Source organism: Streptomyces sp. CB01635 (assembly GCF_002803065.1).
Lineage (GTDB): Bacteria > Actinomycetota > Actinomycetes > Streptomycetales > Streptomycetaceae > Streptomyces.
On record NZ_NNBL01000038.1, the window covers coordinates 1 to 22,071 of the forward strand.

The window sequence follows — 22,071 nt, forward strand, 5'->3', positions numbered from 1 at the left end:
CGCGGTCTGCTCCGCAGACACGACGCGCCGCCGCTACGCGGCGGTTCCCGCGCTTCGCGCGGGAAGAACTCCCCGACTTCGTCGGTGAGTTGGCGTCACTCCGTGACGCCTGCCGGATCCGCTCCGCGGCCCGGCTGCTCGAATCGCTCCGCGATCCGACCTGGCAGGTCCACGCTCCGCGCGGTCCCGCCAAAAGCGGCTGGCTACACGGGCTGATCGGTGGATGTGGCGGTGCGTCTGTGTGTGGCGCGCAGGCTCTTGACGATCCGTCATGCTTCTGGTCGGAATCGGACAGGGTGAGAATCTCCTAAGCCGCGTGTGTGTCATCATGACAAGTGAGCTAGATTATGGCCTGGATGCTTACCACCGCCCCCCCTGCTGGCCCTGATATACGTCGCAAATTCTTCGCTAGTCGGCGACACCATTTCAGTGGCCTTGACCCCTGCCGAACATATCTATCACGGGAGACCGTAATGGCAGCAATGAAACTTCTTCCGCATCAGGTCGAGGCTGTCGACGGAATTCTGAGGGAACTTCAGAAACCGACCGATGGAAACATGCCCACGCAAGGTCTGAGGGCGCAGGTCGTCTCTGCGACCGGATCGGGCAAGACATTGATGGCGGTGGAGGCAGCTCGCCGTCTGAAAGCGCGGCGGGTGTTGGTGTTGGTGCCGACGCTGGATCTGCTGATGCAGACGGCGGCCGCATGGCGGGCCGGCGGCCGTGGTGGGGCCATGGTGGGGGTGTGCTCGCTCAGTGCCGCGGACAGTCAGGGCGTGCCGTGCACGACCAGTGCGGAGGAGCTGCGGTTGTGGCTGCGGGGCCTGGAGCAGGTCACGGTGTTCGCTACCTACGCCTCGCTGGGGCTGCGGACGCTGCAGCGGGCGCATGGAGCCGGAGTTGGGGTCTGGGACCTGGTCGTGGTCGATGAGGCGCATCGGACGAGTGGTGATGCTGGTAAGCCGTGGGCGGCGGTGCATGACCAGCGGCAGATTCCGGCGCAGCGGCGGTTGTATATGACGGCGACGCCGCGGGTGTGGGAGGCCGGTGGTGAGATGCCGGGCATGGTTGCTTCGATGGATCGGGACAGCGAGCTGTTCGGTCCGGTGGCGTATGAGTTGAAGCTGTCTGAGGCGATCCGGCGTGGGATCGTGGCGCCCTACCAGGTCGTCTGTGTGGATATCCGTGATGAGGACGTCCATCAGGCGCTGCAGGGCGAGCCGTTGGGTTCTGATCATGTGCGGGGTGCGCGGTTGGCGGCTTTGCAGACTGGGCTGCTGACGGCGGCTGTGGAGGAGAAGCTGCGCAGGATTCTGACGTTCCACAGTCGGGTGGCGGAGGCGGAGGCGATGGCGGCTGGGGTGCCGGCCGTCGCGGAGCAGCTGCATGCTGACGATCCCGATCGGTTCCCGGCGGCGGGTCGGGTGTGGGCGCAGTGGCTGTACGGGGAGCACTCCCCCGGGCATCGTCAGGCCGTGCTGCAGGAGTTCGCCTCTGATTTCATCTGGGCTCGGGGCGAGGGCGGGCAAGGGTGCGGTGGTCGTGAGGTGAAGGCCGCGGTTCAGGTTCTGGGGTCCGTGAAGGTGCTGGGGGAAGGGGTCGATACGGCCCGGTGTGATGCTGTTGCTTTTTGTGATGCGCGGGGTTCGATGGTGGATATCGTGCAAATGGTCGGACGTGCTCTGCGTATCCAGCCCGGTGAGGGGAAACTCGCGACTTTGGTCGTTCCGGTATTTCTCGGTCCAGGCGAAGAGGGCGGGGAGATGCTGGTTTCTAATTCCTACGACACCCTCAGTAAGGTTCTTGGAGCCTTGCGGGCGCACGACACGGAGACGATCGAGGCGCTCGCTGATCCCCGTGTGCGCAGTGGGAGTTGGGTCCAGGATGGGGATCAGGGGGAAGTCGTCGAAGGCGCCGTTGATGAGCAGGGCGACAGCGGCGAGGATGTTGCTGGTGGCGAGGGTGCCGAGCCGGTGGTCAGTGGGCCGGCTGCGGAGTTGCTGAAGTTCAGTACGCCGCGGGATCCGGCGTTGATCGCGCAGTTCATCAGTCTGCGGATCATCGATCCGGAGAACTCCTACTGGCGGCGTGGCATCCAGGCTGCGATCCAGTATTTGAAGGAGAGCGGAGCGCAGGTGCTGCAGGTGCCGCAGCGGTACGTGACGCCGGACGACTGGTCCCCTGCGCGGTTTCCGCTCGGGGTGTGGCTGGCGGACCAGCGCAAGCACTACAACGCGGAGCTGCTCGAGGGCGAGCGGGTACGGCAGTTGGACAAGCTCGGCATGGTGTGGAACGCGCACGACAACGCCTTCGATGAAGGCCTCGCCCACGCGCGGGCTTGGGCGGAAGAACACGGGCACCTGCTGGCGCCGGTCGGTGCTGTGGGTGAGGGCGGGTTCCCGGTCGGGGTGTGGCTGAAGAACCAGCGGGCTGCTGCCCGGCAGGCCGTGGAGGCTGCTCTCGCGTATGAACAGGGCCAGCTGGTGCCTGCGGGAGGGTGGGGACTCTCGGAGAGCCGTCAGGACGCGTTGGACGCGATCGACCCGGGCTGGTGCCCTACGTGGGACACCGGCTGGCAGCGCTGTTTCCGTCTTGCCAAGAATCACATCGATGCCGGCGGCATCCTCCCCCGCGAGGCGGGTGTTCTGGTTGTGCAGGGCGAGGACCTCGGTGTGTGGGTCAAGGCGCAGCGGCTGGGATGGGACAAGCTCGGGGCGGCGCAGCAGTGGCTACTGGAAAGCGTGCTGGGCGTGGAAGAGGCCGGGGAGGACGAGCGGCCGGTACGCCGTACCCAGGACGACAAGTGGATGCTCAACCTGGCGGCCGCCCGCCGCTTCCATGCCCGTGAAGGGCACCTGCAGGTACCCAGGAAACACATTGAGCAGGTGTCCGTGGAAGAGGCTGGACACGGCGCGGCGGGCGTCGAGGCCGGCTCCCGGGCGGGCGTCGAGGGTGTGCCCGTGGCACTCGGGATGTTCCTCGCCAACACCCGCCGCAGGGCCGACAAACTCACCCCGCAACGACGAGCAGACCTCGAAGCGTTGGGTATGCGCTGGTAGGCGACAGCACAGAGGCAGGAACCGAGCACGCTGCTACGCCATCCGACGCGATGTGAAATCTGGGATGAGCGCGGGCAGTGGATGTACCCGCGCTCCGCGAACGCCTGATCTGGCTCATCGCATCGGGTGTGCTCGATCTCGGTCTCGAACGGGTCCGTGCGTTCCGACTCGACGCCGTAAACGACGCGTCGGGTACGCCGCCGCGCACGGCGGACCTTTCGGCCGCACCGTCCTCATCCCACCCGTCGGCTGACAGGGCCGATTGACCCCAGCACGTCCCACCCGCACGGCCCTCGGCCCTCGGCCCTCGGCCCTCACGAGCATCACATCCAGTTCCGCTCTATGAACCGTGATCAGGCCGGGCGGAGCGGCTGAACGACGCCGCCCTGGTCGGGAAGCGCCTGCGGGTGTCCTGTGGCTCACCGCCGGCTGCCGCCGTTGGGTCTGTCCGGTCACCTTGTCGGGGGGCTGTCGGCGGTCCCACTGGGTGAGTCCGCAGCTGTCAGGCGGCGAAGCCGATGTTCATGACGTACTCGTAGGCGCCGTAGTCGGAGCCGAGGTCGACGGTGATGCCGTCGAACCATGCCTCGTCCATGGCCTCGTCGTCATCGGCTGCCCATGCCTGCACCATCCGGTCCCAGTGCCGCACGTTGAGGGTGCGGAAGGAGACGTCGCGCTGGAGCGGTCGGGGGACCTGGGCTTGGTTGAGGGGATGGAACTCGACGCGGGTGCCCCGGCCCTGCCGGTTGAGGCGCTGCAGCAGGTGCCGGGCGACGTTGTGGCGGCGCACCTGCCGGTAGGCGTCCTCCAGCTGTGCCAGGCTCTTCTTCGACGGTGCGGCCTTGCCCTCGGCCCAGCGCTTCAGTGTGCGGTCGGTGACGGTGAGTCCGGCCTCGCGTGCGGCGGCGCGTGCATGGTCGGTGCGGGTGAGGTAGTGGAGGCGGGCCAGCATGCCGCGGCGGGTGGTTGCGGGGCTGGCGATGAAGGCGGCCAGGTGATCGAGCTGACGGGCCGCGGCCTCGTACCCCTTGATTCCGCGGGCGCCGAATTTGCCGAACTCCAGATTCCTGTCGGGCACTTACTCCCCCTCCCCCTCATGCAGGGCTTCGTCGCCGGCGGCTCCGGCGGTGTAGATGTCCTTCACCTTGACCTCGGTAACGCCACGGCCCTCGGGGAAGACACTGTGCCAGTCGCCGATGACGTGGAGTTCGTCGGTGCCCATTGCACGCACCACGGTCAGGCCCTCTTCGTGGGCCTTGTAGGCCTTTGTCCAGAGGTTGGCGAAGGCCTGGGAGCGGATGAGGTGCATCCAGTCCGGGCGGTACAGCTCCCGGTTGTAGTTCGACTCCCCCATCGTGGACACGAATTTGGAGTACATCGCTTTCACGTACTCCAGTGTCACCTCGTCCCCGTCGCTGATCGCCTGTTCGCGGGCGTCCTTGAGGGCGATGCGGAACTTCTCCAGGAGGTTCTCGGTGGCGCCGGAAGTGTACGACTCGTGGATCTGTGGAGGGTCGCACAGGCCGTATTTCGGGCCGGACAGGCGTAGCAGGAGGCGCAGGGTGGGTTCGGTGACCCACAGGGGGCCGGGTTCGTCCCGGTTTCCGATCGGGTTCGGCAGCACCGCTTCGTGTTCCCAGTGCGGTGGGGTGATCAGGTGGACGCCTGCGCGGCGCCGGTCGTGGTCGAAGCCGGTGGAGTGTTCCAGCTGCCCGAGTGGGAGGTGGGTCTTGAGGGCGGAGAGGTAGGCGCCGTTGATGTCGAGCGCGGTCACTTCGTGCTCACCGGGCGGGAGCTCGTGGCGGGTCCACTTGGGGCGGGCTTCCCAGATCCGGTCGGCGCCCTTGGCGGTCTGCTTCTTCAGGATGTCGGGGATCCAGGGGTGGGCGATCACGTCGTAGCGTGCGCCCTTGCGGGTCTGGTCCAGCAACGCCATCGCGTCCGGGATCGCCCGCTTCAGCAGCGTGGCACTCGCGGCTTCGACGTCGCCCTCGTGGGCGGCGAGCGCGGCTTGAACGGCTTGGTGGATCGCGTCGGCCGGACCGGACGGTTCCTGGAACGCCCGTCCACGCGGGGCCGGTTTCTTGGGCTGTTGCGCACCGTGCGCCGCGTGTGACGGGCGTGCCGTACGTGACGGTTGGACCTGCGGTGCGCTCGGAGCCGCAGGCGTGACTGCCGGCGTCGTGGTGCCAGCGGTGGGCCGGCAGTCGGCAGGGTCCAGGTGCTGGGGAAAGCCGGCCACGCGCTGCCGGGCCGGGCTGGCGCACAGGACGCACGGCTCGGGCGTGGCCAGAGTTTCGACGTCGTCTGCGTCGTCCCTGTCGTCCGTGTCGTCGGCCGGTGAGGGTTCGGTCGCGTCGGTGGCGGCAACCGGGGCCGGTGCCACCTCGTCCGCCTCGGGCTCAGGCCCCGCCTCGGCCTCGGACTCTGGCTCGGCGGGCGGCGCGAACTTCGCAGCCAGGCCGTCCAGGAGGTAGGCGTACTTCGCGCGCGTCTCCCCCGCCGGGTCACGCCCCGATTCCCACCCGGTGACCGTGGACGGGCTCACGCCGAGTGCCCGGGCCACCTGCGCCTTCGACAGTCCCGCCTGCTCGCGCAGACTCCGGCGCACCTCGGTGTCGGGCAGCTCCTCCTGCGGGGTGAGCGAGGCGAGCAGGGAGTCGATCGCGTCGAACTCGCTCATCACTGACCCACCCCCTTGTCCGAGCGCCTGGCCCTGCGACGCTCGGCCAGGGCCGGGGTGGCCGTCTCCTTGACCCGCTGCTCACCCCACCCGGTGATCTGCGCCGCCCGCCCGATCCGGCCGTGCACCGGCCGCCCGGTGACCGGATCACGGGCCAGATACACGCGCAGCGCATCGGCGACGCGGTCCTCGGCGTCCTTCAACACCTCGACCGCATCGGCGAGTTCACGCTCGTCATCCACCTCTGACACACTCCAGACGATATCACTTTCAGTGACATACATTAAATTCGTGACGGTCGCCGTTTTGAGTCAGGCCATCGCGGGACAGTGAGCGATCAACCGGGCGACGTGAGGGTGCAGGTCGCGTTGCCGTGGTCACCGGGGGACTGTGACCACCGGTAGAGCATGCCGAGGCAGATATCGCGCATCAGGTATCCCGTGAGCTGGGTGTCGACGGTGTCGGGAACCTGCCCCGTGCCATGCCTGCCCGGCCTTGATGAACTCGGTGAACATGCCGCTGACGCAGGGCTGTTCGTGGAGCGGGAAGCCCGCACGCACCCAGGCGGTGAGGACGGCTTTGGTCTGTGCCGGATTCTCCTGGCTGATGCCGGCGAGGATGCTCATGCAGCGGGAGAGCGCGTGTCGGGTGTCCTTGCCGTCAGGGTGTTCAAGGCCTTCGGCCCTCAGCCCCTGGCGCAGCAGTTCGCGCCGCTGTTCGCCCCATTCGGCGATGGGCTTCCTTGCGCTGGAAGTGGTTGAAGAAGGCACCGCGGGCCACGTCGGCCGCTTCGGTGATTTCGTCGACTGTGGTCTGGTCGTAGCCTGACGGTCGGGAAGCACGGGCCGTGACGGTGAAGACGACGGCGGTACGCGGCCCGAGGGGGCTCACGTGGTGGTGTGGTCTTTCGGCGGTTCGGGCTGGGTGTGGAGGATGTCGCGGGCCTGTTCCGCGGCGCGCGCGATGCGTTCGGAGACGAAGTCGAGGAAGCGTCCGATGTTTTCGAGGCGGGTGGCGGCGGGGGTGCCGGAACCGAGGACGCCGACGCCTTGTCGTGCGATGTCGACGACGTGGGCGGTGGAACGGGCGGAGGCCATCATCGACTGGTACATGATGTCGTTGTCCACGACATAGCGCTCACGGCGGCGTTCGTCGCGCTCCCTGCGGACCATCCCCTGACTCTCCAGGAACGCGACCGCCTTCGAGATGGACGCCGGGCTGACCTGGAGACGCTGCACGAGTTCGGCCGCGGTGAGGCTGCCGGTGTCGGTGAGGGTGAGGCAGGCCATCACCCGGGCCATCATCTTGGGCGTGCCCGACTGTATGAGGACGGTTGTGAACGTCTCCTCGTACGCGCGCACCGCTTCGGCATCGCGTCCGTGGGGCTGCGGGGGCGTGCCCGGGTCGCGGGGCGCCGACTGCTTGCGGCGGGCCCGGTGTTCCGTGGCGCGGTGAACGAGGTCCGCGCGGTAGGCGGTGGGGCCGCCGTTGCGCATCACTTCACGGGTGACCGTCGACGTCGGACGGTCCAGGGTTCTGGCGATCTCGGCGTAGGCGAGGCCGCCGGCCAGTCCCAGCGCGATCTGCTGGCGTTCCGGCTGGGTGAGTCTGCCTCCCGGCATTGCGGTCTCCTTCTCCTTCCCGGCGATGCGCCGGCCTGTGATGTCCGTGCCCGGTGTCCGACATCCGGCGTTCGTCTCTGAGGTCCGACGCCTCGACTATAGCGTTCACCTCCATATCATTGCAACGAACCAGAGTGGGTTCGTTGCATTAGAGCCCAGATCATTGCAATGAAATCCCTGTAACTACCTGCGTTTATAGGGTTTTTGCGCAAGAACGGTGTTGCCTGACCCTTGAATGCAACGTAGCGTTTCGCTCATCAGAAACGACGGATCGAAGGAAAAAACCATGCAGAAGTTCGACACCCCCGCCCCCGTCCTCGCCGTCCTGGACATCCCCGCGGGACGCATCCAGTTCATCGCCGCCGACCGCGCCGACACCACGGTCGAGGTCCTGCCCGCCGACGCCTCCAAGAGCCGCGACGTGAAGGCCGCCGAGCAGGTCACGGTCGCCTACGCCGACGGCGTCCTGCGCATCGAAGCGGCCACCACGAAGAACCGGATCCTCGGCAACTCCGGATCCGTCGAGGTGACCGTCCAGCTGCCCGCCGGCTCCCGCATCGAGGCGAAGGCCCCCGCCGCCGAACTCCGCGGCGTCGGACGGCTCGGCGACATCACCTTCGAAGGAGCGCAGGGCTCGATCAAGATCGACGAGACCGCGAGCGCCCGCCTCACCCTCCAGGCCGGCGACGTCTTCGTCGGCCGCCTGAACGGTCCGTCCCAGATCAGCACGCAGAAGGGCGACCTGAACATCGCCGAGGCCACGAGCGGCACCGTCGAACTGCACACCCTGTCCGGCGACATCACCATCGGCGCCGCCCGCGGAGTCTCCGCCTCACTCGACGCCGGCACCACCTACGGCCGCATCCACAACACCCTCCAGAACACCAACGGCGCCGACGTCGGCCTCAACATCCACGCCACCACCGCCCACGGCGACATCACCGCCCGCAGCCTCTAACCCACCCGCAGCTTCTGAGGAGCAGTCACCATGACCGACCTGGCCATCGCGGCGAACGGGCTGCGCAAGTCCTACGGCGACAAGACCGTCCTCGACGGCATCGACCTGCACATCCCGACCGGCACCGTGTTCGCACTGCTCGGGCCGAACGGCGCCGGCAAGACCACCGCCGTCAAAATCCTCTCCACCCTCATCTCCCCCGACCCCGCCTCCGGCGAACTGCGCGTCGGCGGACACGACCTCGCCACTGACGCCCACGCGGCACGTGCCGCGATCGGTGTCACCGGGCAGTTCTCCGCCGTCGACGCACTGATCACCGGCGAGGAGAACATGCTCCTCATGGCGGACCTGCACCACCTGTCCAAGCGTGAGGGGCGGCGGGTCGCCGCCGAGCTGCTCGAGCGGTTCGACCTGACCGACGCCGCATCGAAGCCCGCCTCCACCTACTCCGGCGGCATGAAGCGCCGCCTGGACATCGCCATGACGCTGGTCGGCAACCCGCGGATCATCTTCCTCGACGAGCCCACCACCGGCCTCGACCCGCGCTCCCGCCACACCATGTGGGGCATCATCCGCGAACTCGTATCCGACGGCGTCACCGTCTTCCTCACCACCCAGTACCTGGATGAGGCCGACGAACTCGCCGACCGGATCGCCGTACTCAACGACGGCAAGATCGCCGCCGAAGGCACCGCCGAGGAACTCAAGCGCCTCATCCCCGGCGGACACATCCGGCTCCGCTTCACCGACCCGGACGCCTACCAGAACGCCACCCTCTCCCTGCGCGACGCTGGCAGGGACGACGAATCTCTCTCCCTGCTGATCCCCAGCGACGGCAGCCAGCGCGACCTGCGCTCCATCCTGGACCGCCTCGACACGGCCGGCATCCAGGCCGACGAGCTGACCGTCCACACCCCCGACCTCGACGACGTGTTCTTCGCCCTCACCGGCAACGCCCGCATCCCCAACCAGCCCAAGGAGACCGTCCGATGAGCTCCCTGTCCCTCGCCGTGCGCGACTCGACCACCATGCTGCGCCGCAACCTCCTGCACGCCCGGCGCTACCCGTCACTCACCCTGAACCTGCTGCTCACGCCGATCATGCTGCTCCTGCTCTTCGTCTACATCTTCGGCGACGTCATGAGTACCGGCATCGGCGGCACCGGCGCCGGCCGCTCCGTCTACATCGCCTACATCGTCCCCGGCCTGCTCCTCATGACCATCGGGTCCACCACCATCGGCACCGCGGTCTCCGTCTCCAACGACATGACTGAGGGCATCATCGCCCGCTTCCGCACCATGGCCATCCACCGCGGATCCGTCCTCATCGGCCACGTCATCGGCAGCGTCCTGCAGTGCATCGCCAGCGTCGTGCTGGTGGGAGCTGTCGCCGTCGCGATCGGGTTCCGGTCCACGGATGCGACCGCGCTTGAATGGCTGGCCGCGTTCGGGCTCCTCGTCCTGTTCGCCACGGCGCTCACCTGGATCGCCGTCGGCATGGGGCTCATCAGCCCCAACGCCGAAGCCGCCAGCAACAACGCCATGCCCCTCATCCTCCTCCCCCTCCTGTCCAGCGCCTTCATCCCCACCGACACCATGCCCGGCTGGTTCCAGCCCATCGCCGAGTACCAGCCCTTCACCCCCGCCATCGAAACCCTGCGAGGCCTCCTCCTCGGCAGCGAGATCGGCAACAACGGCTGGCTCACCATCGCCTGGAGCCTCGGCCTGACCGTCCTCGGCTACTACTGGTCGAAGGCAAAGTTCAACAACGACCCGAAGTAGCCGAGATGGCCACGCGGGCCCACCACCCGCAACCCCGTTCCGCCCCATGGCGGCGCACCCCCACACCACACCCGGGGTGCGCCGCCACATCCACGCCTTTACCGCGGTAAAGAATCTGGCCGCCGGCTCGGCAGCATGAGACCGGGACCTGATGCGGACTCAGGGAGGTAGACGAGGTGGTTCGGGAAGTTTGGGATGGTATGAACTCGTTGGGCAGGCCCAGACTTTACCGCGGTAAAGAATCCGTTCCGAGAAACTAACGTGTCGAGGCGTAATTTGATCTACGACGTTAGTAAGGTGACACGCATGAGTTCTCCAACCACCTCAGGCGACCGGGAAAAGGTCGTATCCAAGCTGCCGGGCCTGCTTCGCCAGAGCCTCAAAGTCAGATGCGCCCAGCACGGTCTCGAGATCCAGACGGCCATCGAACAGGCCGTCAGGGCCTGGACCGGGCTCGCCTCCGGGCTTGAACCTGTCGACACGGCCGGCGCCGACTCGTTCTCCACCTTCCTCCCGCACGGTCAGTGGGACGACTTCAAGGCGGTCACCAAGCAGCGCAGTGTGTCCCTCACTCAGGGACTGGCGCAGGCCGTGCACATGTGGCTGGACAGCCATCCGGCACCCGAGATCGAACGGCCGGTCGTCACCCGGCGGTTCGTGGTGTGCAACCAGAAGGGCGGCGTGGGAAAGACCGCCATCACCGCCGGCCTCGGTGAGGCAATGGCTGAGGACCGCAACAGCCTGTACCCGGTCCAGATCGCCAAGCAACTTGCTTCGGAGCCGGACGGTGACGAGGACCCGCTCGGTGTCGAGAACCTTCCCGGTATCGGCCTGCGCGTCCTCCTGGTGGACTTCGACCCCCAGTGCCACCTCACCAATCAGCTCGGTGCAACGCCTCTGCCCATTTCGCAGGACGGCGACAGTCTCACCAACCACATGGGCGGCTCCCCCAAGGGCGACCTGCGGGATCTCATCGTCACCGTCGACGGGGAACGGTTCGGCGACCGTCTCCACCTGCTGCCCAGTTGTAACGACGCGTTTCTCCTCGACGTCCGGCTCTCCGGAGTCCGCGCCCGGGAAGCCGCGTTGGAGCGTGCCCTTGCACCGCTGGAAGCCGACTATGACGTCATCGTTGTCGACTGCCCCCCGAGCCTCGGCCTGAGCATGGACGCCGCCGTCTATTACGGGCGGCGCCGGAAGGACGAAGTGCCCGGCCAGTCCGGCCCCCTCGTCGTCGTCCAGGCAGAGGACAGCTCAGCCGATGCCTACGACCTGCTGACGAACCAGATCGAAGACCTGCGCAACGACATGGACCTCGATGTCGACTACCTCGGTCTGGTCGTCAACCTCTACGACCCGCGGCGCGGCTACATCGCCACGTCCTCCCTCGAGGGATGGATGGACATTAAGGATCCGCGTGTCGTCGCGATCGTCAGTGAGCGCAAGGAGCAGAAGGAGGCCGTCCGAATGAAGCAGCCTCTGCTGTCGTACGCGCCCAAGAGCCAAATCGCGATCAGCATGCGGGCCATGGCGCGGGAGCTGTCATGAGCAAGAAGGACCAGTTGGGCGGCGGACGGTTCGGCAACACCCAGACCCGTCCTGTCAGCGCTCGGCGCCAGGCCGTCGCGGAAGCGACCGGCGTTGCCACAACCGGCGCGCCCGACAGCCGCCTGCAGACGCTGCCGCTGGAACAGCTCGTGCCAACGCGGTTCAACCCGCGTCGTAACTTCGGCACTGATGAGGACCTCAAGGAGTTTGGTCGCAAGCTGGAGGTGAAGCAGCTTCAGCCGGCTGTTGCGGTCACGCGCGAGGCCTACCTGAAGCTGTGGGAGGAAGAGGCCGATGCGGTGGGGACCCATCGGTATGTCATCGCGAATGGCGAGCGCCGCTTCCGCGCTTCCCAGATGGCGGGTCTCGACACCCTTGAAGTCATCGTCGACGACACGCTTGCGGCGTCCAGGGCCACGTTTCTGGACGCGGTCCTGTCGGAGAACAACGACCGCGAGGACCTGGACCCCGTGGAGCAGGCCATCGGCATCCAGACGATGGTTGAGCAGCTCGGAGGCAAGGCCAAGGTCGCGGAGCACTTCGGCAAGTCGGCCGGGTGGGTCACCCAGCAGCTGTACTTGCTGAAGCTGGCTCCGGAACTCCAGGACCTAGTCAGTGCGGGTGTACTGCCCGTTCGGGAGACTCGGGACCTGGTGAAGCTGCCGGTAGAGGAGCAGGCCACTGCCTGGGCGAACCGGCTGGCGGCCCGGGCGGAGGAGAAGCTGGCGCAGGCGGAACCGGTAGAGCTCCGGAGAGATCTGTCCCCGCCGGCGCCGACGGCCCCCGGCTTTACCGCGGTAAAGAATCCGCAGACCGACTCGCCGACTGCTCCGACCGAGTCAGCTCAGCCGACCCCCGGCTTTACCGCGGTAAAGAATCCGCAGACCGACTCGCCGACTGCACCGACCGACTCAGCTCAGCCGACCCCCGGCTTTACCGCGGTAAAGAATCCGCAGCCCGAACCGCCGACTGCACCGACCAACTCAGCTCAGCCGACCCCCGGCTTTACCGCGGTAAAGAATGAGAGTGCTGAGCCCGCGCCCCGGAGCGACGATGCCCAGACAGCGGTGACTTCGTCCCCGCCGGCCACGACTCCCGAAACTGTCCCCGAGCCCAGGGCCCACGAACTCACGGAGCGGGACACGAACGGTCACGAGGCTGACGGCAAGAAGTTCCCCTACGACAGCGGCGCCATGAGCGCGCACCTCCTGATCCGGAAGATGGAGACGGATGAGGAGTTCTTCAAGATGGTCGACATCCTGGTCGCGACAAAGCTGCGGAAGCGGCCCGCAATCTGACGTGTTGGGCCTGCCCATCGGCAAGCCCACCAACGCGCGACACTCAGCCCAAGAAGGCCCAGCTCCCACCGATAGTGGAGGCGGGCCTTCTTGGCGTATGGAAAGAGCCACAACCACAACTTCAGCGGCATCTTGCGATTCCTCCCCGGTCGTTCGCGCCCTGGAGGAATCGCATCCACGGGGTGCGACGCGGAGCTTCGCCGTGATGTGCCGTAGGCCATGACGGCTGCGGAGCGGCCGGGAGGCGTTTCGGTGGAGCCGGGCTACGGCGGTGTGCGCGGGGAGGGTCGAGGTGGGTGAAGCTGCTGCCGACGCCCGTACAGGCGACGGCACTTGAGGCGACCTGCACGCCTGCAATCAAGCGGCGACCTGAGCGGCCGAGGTTGCATTCGAGGAAAACGCGCGACGTCCGCTTGAGCTCCGCAAGCACACCTACGCCGAGATGCGGGTCAGGTGGGGACTGGGCGCGCAGGCCACCCAGCACGCGATCAAGAAGACCTGCGCTGCCTACACCACCCTGAAGGCGAACCTCCGGGCGGGACGGTACGGGCGGCCCGGGACCAAGCGGCACACTCGCGCCTCGGGCAAACCGGTCGTCTTCCGGCCCCAGGCGGCACAGCCGTACGACGACCGGATGCTGTCCTGGCAGCACGAGCAGCAAACGGTGTCGATCTGGAGCAGGACCGGACGGCTGGTTCACCGGGCAGGCCGAGCAGCTGGAGGTCCTGGCTGCGCACCGCAGGGGTGAGTCCGACCTGGTGTGCCAGGGCGGGAAATGGTTCTTGATCGCGACCTGCGAGATCGACGAAGCCGCCCCGAACACCCACCCGGCCGGCCTCCTCGGCGTGGACCTGGGGATCGTGAACATCGCGGCCGCCTCCGACAGGGCACGACACTGCGGTCGCCGCGTCAACCACAAGCGGGAACAGGACCGCAGGCTGCGGTCCAAGCTGCAGAAGAAGAACACCAAGTCCGCCAGAAGGCGGGCGAAGAAGCATGCGGGCAAGGAAGCCCGGCGGAACCGGACATCAACCACAAGATTTCGAAGCGGATCGTGGCGGAGGCAGGGGGGCACCTCCCTGCTCGAGCGCAGCCGAGAGCTTGGGGGAGCACCGCTCGCGGGATCGCCCTGGAGACACTCACGGGTATCCGCGAGCGGGCACGGCTGAGAAAGCCCCAACGCGCCACGCTCCACTCCTGGCCGTTTGCCCAGCTCGGCTCGTTCATCGCCTACAAGGCGAAGCGGGCCGGAGTACCGGTGATCTACGTCGATCCGGCCTACACCAGCCAGCAATGCTCGCAATGCCATCACACCGCACGCGGAAACCGGCCCTCCCAGGCCGTCTTCTCGTGCCGGGTCTGCGGCTTCGTTGAGCACGCGGACCACAACGCGTCCCACAACATCGCCCACCGCGGGTGGTACGTGTGGGTCTGCGGGGCCCAGCCAGCGGCCCCCGAACTCACCCTCCTCACGTGAGAACCGGACGCAGCCGAACCCATCACAGCCAGTGATGACACGAGCAGCAAGCCCGGTCCTTCACGACCCGGTAGTTGACGTGGTCTCGGTCGATGCCCTCGAGACCATCTTTTGCGGCTCCGCAAATGGGCTCCCGGCCTCCCGTCCGACATGACTGCTCCCCTTGCAGTTCGGATGCTCCGGGGGTGATGTCACCGGGGCCGGAGGCACCAGTAGCCGCTTGTGGACGCAGGACCACCAGCTCGCTGGAAGGCTCTTCGTAACGTGGATGCCGGCGACCAGTGCCACGCCAACGTGGCCGGGGCAACACGACTTCGCCGAAGGTTCAGCGTGATCGGCACCGGTGGTGTGGACGTCTTCCTCGATCTGGCATCGGCAAGGGCGAGCACTAGGGAACTGCGGTATCCCAGGCGGCAAGAAGGTCTTCATCAAGCGACTGCCGAACAGCGAACCCAAGCTGCGTGCCGTGATGGACAAGCTCACCGCCGAGCACGGCACGGTCCTGGTCGTGGTCGACCAGTCCGCCTCCATCGGAGCCCTGATCCTGGCGGTAGCCCGGGACGCTGACTGCCGCGTCGCCTACCTCCCCGGCATGACGATGTGCCGGATCGCCGACCTCTTCCCCAGCGGGGCCAGAACGACGCCGCCGACACCTTCGTCATCTCCGACGCCGACGCTGCCCGCACCATTCAGCTGAAACGGCCGTTCTACCTGGCCGCGTTCGCCGCGCTCAGTGCCCCGACTTCCCGGGGGTGGACACCGTACTGCCGGGCCACGGAGAGAACGATGTTCACGGCGTTCTGGACTGCAGCATGTAGATCACCCAGGCAAACACCATACCCAGACCCTGCTCTCCCTGGCGGGACACAGGGGCGACGTTCCGTTCGCCATGCTCCGCGACGGCACCATCTGCCAGTCCCGGCCCGCAGCAGCCCGCAGTTGAACTGCGAGGGGATCTGCCAGCAGCACCACACGGTCGGCCGCGGGATCGAACCCGATCAGCAGGTTCCCGTAGTCGCCTTCGGCAGTCATGACCACCGGCTCGCCCAGCCGACGGGCCGGGCCAAGGAGGAGCTGGCGCCAGCAGATCCGGTAGAGCCCAGGAGAGATCTGTCCCCGCCGGCGCCGACGGCCCCGTTCTTTACCGCGGTAAAGAATCCGCAGACCGACTCGCCGACTGCACCGACTGCACCGACCGACTCAGCTCAGCCGGCCCCCGGCTTTACCGCGGTAAAGGATGAGGGTGCTGAGCCTGCGCCCCGGAGCGACGATGCCCACACAGCGATGCCGTCATCCCCGACGGCTACGACTCCCGAGACTGTCCCCGACCCCAGGGCCCACGAACTGACCGAGCGGGACACGAACGGACACGAGGCTGACGGCAAGAGTTCCCCCACGACGGCGGCGCCATGAGCGCGCACCTCCTGATCCGGAAGACGTTGTGGGCGTGCCCATCGACAAGCCCATCAACATGCGACGCCCATGGAGCCCTTCCCTCATCGCAAGGGGAGGCCGGCCCTCTTGGCGTCTGGGATATCCGCAGCTCCAGGTGGTCTCGGTCGGTGCAGCCCCCAGACCTTGCCATCTGCGCGCTGCTACTGCGCCTGCAACGATAGATGCAACGATGTTCGCCCAGTCAAGGAGCCGTCGGAGTCCTGCCACTGCAACAATGACTGCACCGTTGAGTGCAACGATAAATACTTCGTTATCTACTACTTCAGATACTCGCCTGCATGTTGCGTGTACTACATCGTTACGCACTACAATAAATATTTCGATGTCTGCAACGCTGCAACCAACGATGTTTCGTTCTCTGGAACCTTCGATCGTGCAAGCGATCTGACGATCCATGAGACTTTCGATCCAGCGAGCGATGCATCAATCGAGGCAACGTGCGATCCAGCGATCGATGTAGCTATCAGTCCATCTATCTAACAAACGAGCGATGCATCTTGCGTGCGAACAAGCAATCGCCCTGACTAACCGTCAAGCGAACCAGCGAGCTGACTTTCTTACGCACCTGCTAACCAAGGAGCAAGCAGTCCAGCAAGCGATGCGGCGAGCGAGCGAACCATGTTGCGTACGAGCTGACAAACAGTCATGCGCTCAATGTGTGCAACCTGCAAGCAGACAGTCGAGCCATCGATCGCAACGACCGTTCCTTGCATGACCGTGACAGGAGCTCCTCCTCGTTCGGCATGCAGACCGGGACGTCGCCCCTATGGCGCAGCATCGGCCTGGGAGAGCGGGAGTTGGGCCGAGTGAGGCGAAGTCGCGCGTCACTCCGCACGGGTGACGTGAGTGCTGTTATCGTCATGCTTGATATCCCTGTGTCACTAGAGGAAGCAGTGGCGAAAGTGGTAGGCAAATCCGGACGAACTGCCGATCTCGGCTGCTCAAGCGGACATTGCGCCTTCCAGGTTCGCCTTCTTCCCCTGGTGACAGATGTGAACTTGTATGAGGAAGCGACTCGCTAGAGAGGTGGGCACGCGTTGAAGGTCATCGCCGTGGCAACGCAGAAGGGAGGGGTGGGCAAGACCAGCACCACCGTCAACTTGGCGGCTGGCCTGGCCCTCGCCGGCGCCCGGGTACTGATCGTGGACCTGGACCCTCAGGCCCAGGCCGGAACGGCAGTCGGTGTGAACCTGGTCGGGGAGGACCAGCTGGCCCGCTCCCTGGGCTGGGTGCTTCAGGCCCGGCTCCAGGGCATGCGCATGGATCTGGCCGGCGTCTGGTTCGATCGCTGCGAGTTGCTCGAAGAGTGGGAGGACGCCGGCACTTTGCATCTCCTCGCGTGTGAGGAGTCCACCATGACGTCGGCTCAGGACCTCATCCATAAAAAGGGCTTCCAGTCGACCCCCATACTGCGCCGGATGCTGGTGGAGATTGAGGATCAGTTCGACTTCGTCGTCATCGACACTCCGCCCGCCGTCTCCTCCCTCTCGGCGACGGCCCTGGCTGCGGCCGACTTCGTGATCACGGTGTGCATCCCGGAGTACCCGGCACTCAAGGGCGCCGCGGCAACACGGGGCACCGTCAAGTACGTCAAGGACCGCACGGGCGGGGAGTGTGAGCCGCAGTACCTCGGCGCCGTACTCAACCGGTCGAACCCTCCGTCCAGGTGGAAGGCCCAGGAAGTCAACATCCGCAACGGCATGCTGGATGCAGACCTCTTCCCCTTCCAGACCGACATCCGCCTCGACAACCGGATCAGCGACTCCTTCGCCTATGGGGTGCCCTCGGTCATCCGCTTCGCCAGCCACACACCCGGCAAGATGTACAGCGAGCTGATGGGCCAGATCGTGGAGCGCATGCAGTTGCCGGCGGAGAAGTGGCAGACACCGGAACGCATCGAGAGCGAGGACTCCGGTGACTGAGGAGCAACAGGCTCCGGCCCAGAGGAAGAAGAAACAGTTCAAGCCGGCGGGTGCCGCTCTCGTACAAGGCCTCCTCTCGGGCGCCGACGACGTGGCAACGCGGTCCTTCATCGGCGGGGGACTGGGCAGCACACAGTCTTCGGCTCCGTCTTCTGCCCCTGTTCCCGCACCAGAAGACGTTCCTTCAGCGACGGCCGAGACCGCTGGGCTGCGTCTTCCACCGCAGGCCAAGGACTCAAGTCCCGCACCTGAAGCAGAGGACTCTGCGTCACCGGCCAAAGATGAGGCGCCTGCCTACGAGGCGCCTGCCCCGCCGCCAACGCGTCAGCGCTCGCCTACCCGCGCCTCCTCCCAGAACAGCAAAGGTGCGTCTCGCTCTGCCTCTCCCGCACCGGCCGAGCCGAGGGCTGAGGAGGCGACTGCCTCCTCAGCCTCCACAGAAGCACAGGAGGAGTCGGCGAAGACGGTGCACAAGTCGGCTCGGGGGGAGGCGAGTGCGGCTTCCTCCCAACCGGCACCGGGGGAACGCAGCACGGACTGGGCTCACGCAGCGGTGCATGAGTCCTTCGCCGACGCCAAGATGCGATCCAGCCAGTGGAAGTCCTACGGATTTCGCATCGCTCCCGATGTCCTCGCCCGCCTCAAGGAGCGTCTCAGCGCAGACCGGATGAGCAGCGGCAACAGGCAGCTCGCGATTGGCCACTACCTGGATGCCGCTTTGCGGCATGTCTCGGGAGACGTGCCGCAGTGGATCGATCGGGCCACGGACTTCGCCACTGAGCGGCTGTGGGACTCGGAGTCGACACAGCCTTCTTCGTATCGTGTGGGCAGTGTGGCTCATGCGTGGGTCTCCGGGCTCAGCAACGCATTGCAGTCCGCTGACTTCGGGCGCAAGGGCACTCTCGTGATCTCGGCGCAGGTGGAGCTCTACCTGGATGCGCTTGAGTCCGAGGGGCCGTTGGTGCGTCCGGAACGGCGTCGCCACTAGACACGGCGTGGCCTGGGAAGAAGGGGCTGGGGAGAGACAACCGTCTCTCCCCAGCCCCCTTTTCATAGGCAGCACCTGCGGCAGCAACGATCGTTGCAACGTTGCCTGCAGCGCTGCAACCAACGATGTGACGAGCAATCAATCAAGCAAACGTGCGGACTAGCGATCTCACGATCCATGTGTCACTAGAACACACGGGGTGACGGTAGGGGCAGCCTGAGCTGATATCCGCTCAAAACCCCACTACTGGCTGGGACTTGCGCCAAGGGCGACACGCCGGGTCTCTAGTGACGCCAGATTCGCGTGCCTTGTTTGCGCTAGGCTGTGATCACGATCAACAGACTTGTCAGGAGAGTCCAGCGATGTCGCTGAACCATGGCCAACTCAGCACCAGTGCCGTTGCCACAGCAGCAGGCCTCAGTGAGTCCTGGGCTTGGAAAGCTCGCGACCAAGGGGTCCTCCATGAGCCTCACTTCGAGGACTCGGTGGTGGCCCTTCGCGTGTACGCGTTCGTCTCTCAGATCGTCTGGCCCGGGACGCGCCGGCCACGCAGTGCCCGCCAGGACCTCGAGTTGTGGCAGTCGTCCGCAGTCGAAGCCGCCCGCCAGGCGGTCTCCGACTCCAAGACCACGCCCCAGACCGTCCTGTGGGTTCTGGAGGATTCCGTTCATCTGGTCACAACACCCGGTGAGCGGGCGGCCTTCGACCTGGAACAGCTTGAGGGCCGGGTCGCCATCCGCATCCCCGTCGGGCTGTGGGTGGCAGAACTTCCCGACGCCATGGCTTCACTCAAGACTCGCCGCCGTCGCTCCAGCACCAAGGCAGCAACCGCGGCCTAGGGGAGTGGTACGCGCGAGCAGTCGCCAAGCTCCTCGCGCCATCGCTCCAGACCGGCACAACCCACCACGGCCCACCAACGCGTAGCGGCCTGGGATCTGAATTCCCAGGCCGCGCGCGTCAGTAGAAGGAGATGACAGCCAGCTAGACACTTCCAGCTGAATATCGCCTCACCGAACTCGTCATGTGTCCTTGGCCGGGCCGTCGAGTCGCGATGAGGGTTTGCCAACTCACCTTTCTCCTACCGGAGCAGATTATAGCTACCCATGCATGGGCTGGTTCAGTGCTGCCTCAAACAGGCCCTGAAAACCACCCCAAGACGTCACAAATCACTCGATACGAGTTGAGCAACCCGCTCCAGCTGACGAAGACAATGCGCAACCGCCTGCTGGAGGCGGTTCGCGCGCTGGTGGCGGACCCCACGCTGCGGGAAGCATCGGACGGCGCCCGCCTCGCGGCCGTCGTGCTCACGGCGAAAGCCCAGTTCCGAGACGGGTACCGGACATCGATCTGGGCCTCGGAGCTGGGTCGGTGGCTGGGCGTATCCCAGTCAACTGTCGCGCACACCGTGCTGCCCGAGCTTCGTCGCTCCGGCATGCTCGCCTCGAACGTGGCGACCAACGCCTTAGGGCACGCGACGGGCCTGAAGTGCTGGGTGGTGCCGGTGTACCGGGCGCAGAAGGCCGGCGATCGGCGGCACGCGCTGGCGTTGTCCCGCTCGGAGCTCTCGGTGCTGCTGCGGCTGTGCGAGGTGTTGTTCGGTCCGGGGTGGGCGCCGAAGGGCAAAGATCCGGTGCCTGCCGGGTTGCTCGCGGGCCGTACGGGCCGGGGTGCGGCGACGGACCGGCTCGGGCTGCTGCTGATGGTGCTGACGACGGGTTCGGCCGGCTGGCTGAGGCTGTGCCCCGGGGCGGTGGACGGCGGGCGGGGGCGTCCGGCGGCTACGGTCGGCCGGCTTCTGGGCTGCACGGCGGCGGCTGGGGCGAAAGTGCTCAAGCGGCTCCAGGAGTACGGCGTCGCGGACGTGGTGCGGCAGAAGACCGGTTCGGGTCTGCACGCGAAGTCGCGGGTGCGCCTGGTGGCGGTGGCGGGGGCTCACGGCCTCGCCGTGCGGGAGGCCCGCCGGGCGGCCGGTGCAGTGTTTTCAGAGCACGCCGTTAGTGCATCCGGAGATCTTGAGTCCGGCGGGACGGTCAAGTCCCTTGTGGCTACTGGCGTGGAAGAACCTGGGCAGGGTGGAAACTCGGGATCGGCAGACCTCGCTGCAACTGCACAGCACCACGCTCTCCACGCTTCTGTGGTGACGCTTGGTGGTTCTCTTGCGCTCTCTGGTGGCTTTTCCGGCGAAGGCCGTGGTGGGAACGGTGATCTGCCGGACCGCGCGTGCACGCGCGAGGACAGGCCCGACCACAGCGACGCTGTTGCCCGGCTCACGCCGGTCGACACCGAAGGTGGCCCGCTGCGCGGGGAACAGCCGAAGAAATCCCCGGTCGTCGAAAGCGGGAAGGTCGGCCTCGGCCCGGTGACCGGCGCAAGCGTGCGGGCCACATACGGCCAGGGCCGGAGCAGGCAGCAGCAGGGGAGGGCGGCCCTGCCTTCACAGGATCTGCGGGCCGTCCTGGCTCCGGTCCGGCTGGTCTGGGGGCGGCTGGAGCGTCCGGCCGCCCGTCGCCTGGTGGAGGCCAAGGCCCGCACGGAGCTGGCCCGGGTCGTGGGCTTCGCCGGTCCCGCCGACGCCCCGCAGATCCTCGCTGACCGGCTCGCCAGGCGGCTGGAGGATCAGTTGCGCCTCGGCGGGCCGATCACGGATCCCGTGGGCTGGCTCATCGGCCGGGGCCTGCCGCAGCGGCAGGAGTGCGGCGACGTGCGGTGCGACGACGGCGCCCTGCTCGACTCCGGCCGGGACTGTCCGCGCTGCGAGGACCGCAGAGTCGACCGCCGTGCGCAGCGCCGGGCGGTCGCGGCCGCCGTGGATGCCGCGATGCCTTCAGCGTCCGAGGCCGAGCGCCGGACAGCCGCTGAGCAGCAGCTGCACGAGACCGTCGTGGCCAGGGCATGGGCACGCGAGCGGGAGTGGGAGCAGGTCCGTGCCCGGCAGGCGGCTGCAGCACAGGCCCGTACCGAAGCTGCGGTACACCGGCCTGTCAACGCCGTTCCGGTCGCGCCTGTGGCCCTGGTCGTGGTGCCTGCGCCGCGCCCGGCTCCGGTCGCAGCCGACCATGAGCTGGTTCTCGAGGACTTGACCCGGGAGCAGGTTCTGGACTGGCGCGATCGCGCAGCTCATGACCATCAGGTGGTGTTCGACCACATCGACCGCTACGGCGAGACGTCGGCGCAGCGCCTGTTCACCAGGTCGTTCGTGTCGCAGGTGCGGTGCCTGTCCGGCCTCGGGCACCTGGACCTCGGCTACACGGCCTGGGGGCAGGCGTGAGCGACGGTGAGG

General features: G+C 66.7%; 16 protein-coding genes and 1 pseudogene. 12 read left to right on the plus strand and 5 right to left on the minus strand.

The window, feature by feature from the left end; all coding sequences use genetic code 11:
* Nucleotides 1-473 precede the first annotated feature (473 nt).
* Nucleotides 474-3,059, plus strand: coding sequence for a DEAD/DEAH box helicase (locus CG723_RS42130; protein WP_100598850.1), 2,586 nt, complete (start codon nucleotides 474-476; stop codon nucleotides 3,057-3,059).
* Between the two features lie 502 nt (nucleotides 3,060-3,561).
* On the opposite strand, the gene CG723_RS42140 is transcribed toward CG723_RS42130, so the two are convergent.
* The 5 genes from CG723_RS42140 to CG723_RS42160 all read right to left on the minus strand — a co-directional run bounded on the left by CG723_RS42140 (nucleotide 3,562) and on the right by CG723_RS42160 (nucleotide 7,364).
* Entirely contained in the window at nucleotides 3,562-4,137 is a 576-nt protein-coding gene (locus tag CG723_RS42140; RefSeq protein ID WP_100598851.1) for a transcriptional regulator, read from the minus strand.
* Nucleotides 4,138-5,742, minus strand: a complete 1,605-nt coding sequence (locus CG723_RS42145; protein WP_100598852.1) for a helix-turn-helix domain-containing protein — start codon at nucleotides 5,740-5,742, stop codon at nucleotides 4,138-4,140.
* Nucleotides 5,742-5,993 (minus strand): hypothetical protein, encoded by a 252-nt coding sequence (locus CG723_RS42150; RefSeq protein ID WP_234374820.1) that lies wholly within the window; start codon nucleotides 5,991-5,993, stop codon nucleotides 5,742-5,744. Before CG723_RS42150 ends, CG723_RS42145 begins: the two co-directional genes overlap by 1 nt.
* A 418-nt stretch (nucleotides 5,994-6,411) precedes the next feature.
* Entirely contained in the window at nucleotides 6,412-6,633 is a 222-nt protein-coding gene (locus CG723_RS49455; protein ID WP_100598854.1) for a helix-turn-helix domain-containing protein, read from the minus strand.
* A complete protein-coding gene (locus CG723_RS42160; protein ID WP_100598855.1) occupies nucleotides 6,630-7,364 on the minus strand; it encodes a helix-turn-helix domain-containing protein in 735 nt (244 codons plus the stop codon). The genes CG723_RS49455 and CG723_RS42160 overlap by 4 nt, the downstream gene beginning before the upstream one ends.
* A 286-nt stretch (nucleotides 7,365-7,650) precedes the next feature.
* Here CG723_RS42160 and CG723_RS42165 point away from each other — a divergent pair, with 286 nt between their 5' ends.
* From CG723_RS42165 to CG723_RS42215, 11 genes and pseudogenes are all read left to right on the plus strand, one after another.
* Complete coding sequence (locus tag CG723_RS42165) at nucleotides 7,651-8,322, plus strand: DUF4097 family beta strand repeat-containing protein (protein ID WP_100598856.1); 672 nt, start codon at nucleotides 7,651-7,653, stop codon at nucleotides 8,320-8,322.
* A gap of 30 nt (nucleotides 8,323-8,352) precedes the next feature.
* Nucleotides 8,353-9,315, plus strand: coding sequence for an ATP-binding cassette domain-containing protein (locus CG723_RS42170; protein ID WP_100598857.1), 963 nt, complete (start codon nucleotides 8,353-8,355; stop codon nucleotides 9,313-9,315).
* The gene (locus tag CG723_RS42175) at nucleotides 9,312-10,103 is read left to right on the plus strand and encodes an ABC transporter permease (RefSeq protein ID WP_100598858.1); all 792 of its coding nucleotides are present in this window, start codon (nucleotides 9,312-9,314) and stop codon (nucleotides 10,101-10,103) included. Before CG723_RS42170 ends, CG723_RS42175 begins: the two co-directional genes overlap by 4 nt.
* A gap of 306 nt (nucleotides 10,104-10,409) precedes the next feature.
* Entirely contained in the window at nucleotides 10,410-11,651 is a 1,242-nt protein-coding gene (locus CG723_RS42180; protein WP_100598859.1) for a ParA family protein, read from the plus strand.
* The gene (locus CG723_RS42185; RefSeq protein ID WP_100598860.1) at nucleotides 11,648-12,949 is read left to right on the plus strand and encodes a ParB/RepB/Spo0J family partition protein; all 1,302 of its coding nucleotides are present in this window, start codon (nucleotides 11,648-11,650) and stop codon (nucleotides 12,947-12,949) included. Before CG723_RS42180 ends, CG723_RS42185 begins: the two co-directional genes overlap by 4 nt.
* A 1,054-nt stretch (nucleotides 12,950-14,003) precedes the next feature.
* The gene (locus CG723_RS49075) at nucleotides 14,004-14,426 is read left to right on the plus strand and encodes an RNA-guided endonuclease InsQ/TnpB family protein (RefSeq protein ID WP_324907370.1); all 423 of its coding nucleotides are present in this window, start codon (nucleotides 14,004-14,006) and stop codon (nucleotides 14,424-14,426) included.
* A 366-nt stretch (nucleotides 14,427-14,792) separates the two neighbouring features.
* Nucleotides 14,793-15,116, plus strand: a pseudogene (locus CG723_RS47180) (IS110 family transposase); the annotation flags it as partial.
* A 1,817-nt stretch (nucleotides 15,117-16,933) separates the two neighbouring features.
* Entirely contained in the window at nucleotides 16,934-17,803 is an 870-nt protein-coding gene (locus CG723_RS42200) for a ParA family protein (RefSeq protein WP_234374822.1), read from the plus strand.
* Nucleotides 17,804-18,356: 553 nt separating this feature from the next.
* Nucleotides 18,357-18,791, plus strand: coding sequence for a hypothetical protein (locus tag CG723_RS42205; RefSeq protein ID WP_100598862.1), 435 nt, complete (start codon nucleotides 18,357-18,359; stop codon nucleotides 18,789-18,791).
* 488 nt (nucleotides 18,792-19,279) lie between these two features.
* A complete protein-coding gene (locus CG723_RS42210; RefSeq protein ID WP_234374823.1) occupies nucleotides 19,280-19,630 on the plus strand; it encodes a hypothetical protein in 351 nt (116 codons plus the stop codon).
* Between the two features lie 371 nt (nucleotides 19,631-20,001).
* Nucleotides 20,002-22,059, plus strand: coding sequence for a hypothetical protein (locus CG723_RS42215; protein ID WP_234374824.1), 2,058 nt, complete (start codon nucleotides 20,002-20,004; stop codon nucleotides 22,057-22,059).
* Nucleotides 22,060-22,071 lie beyond the last annotated feature (12 nt).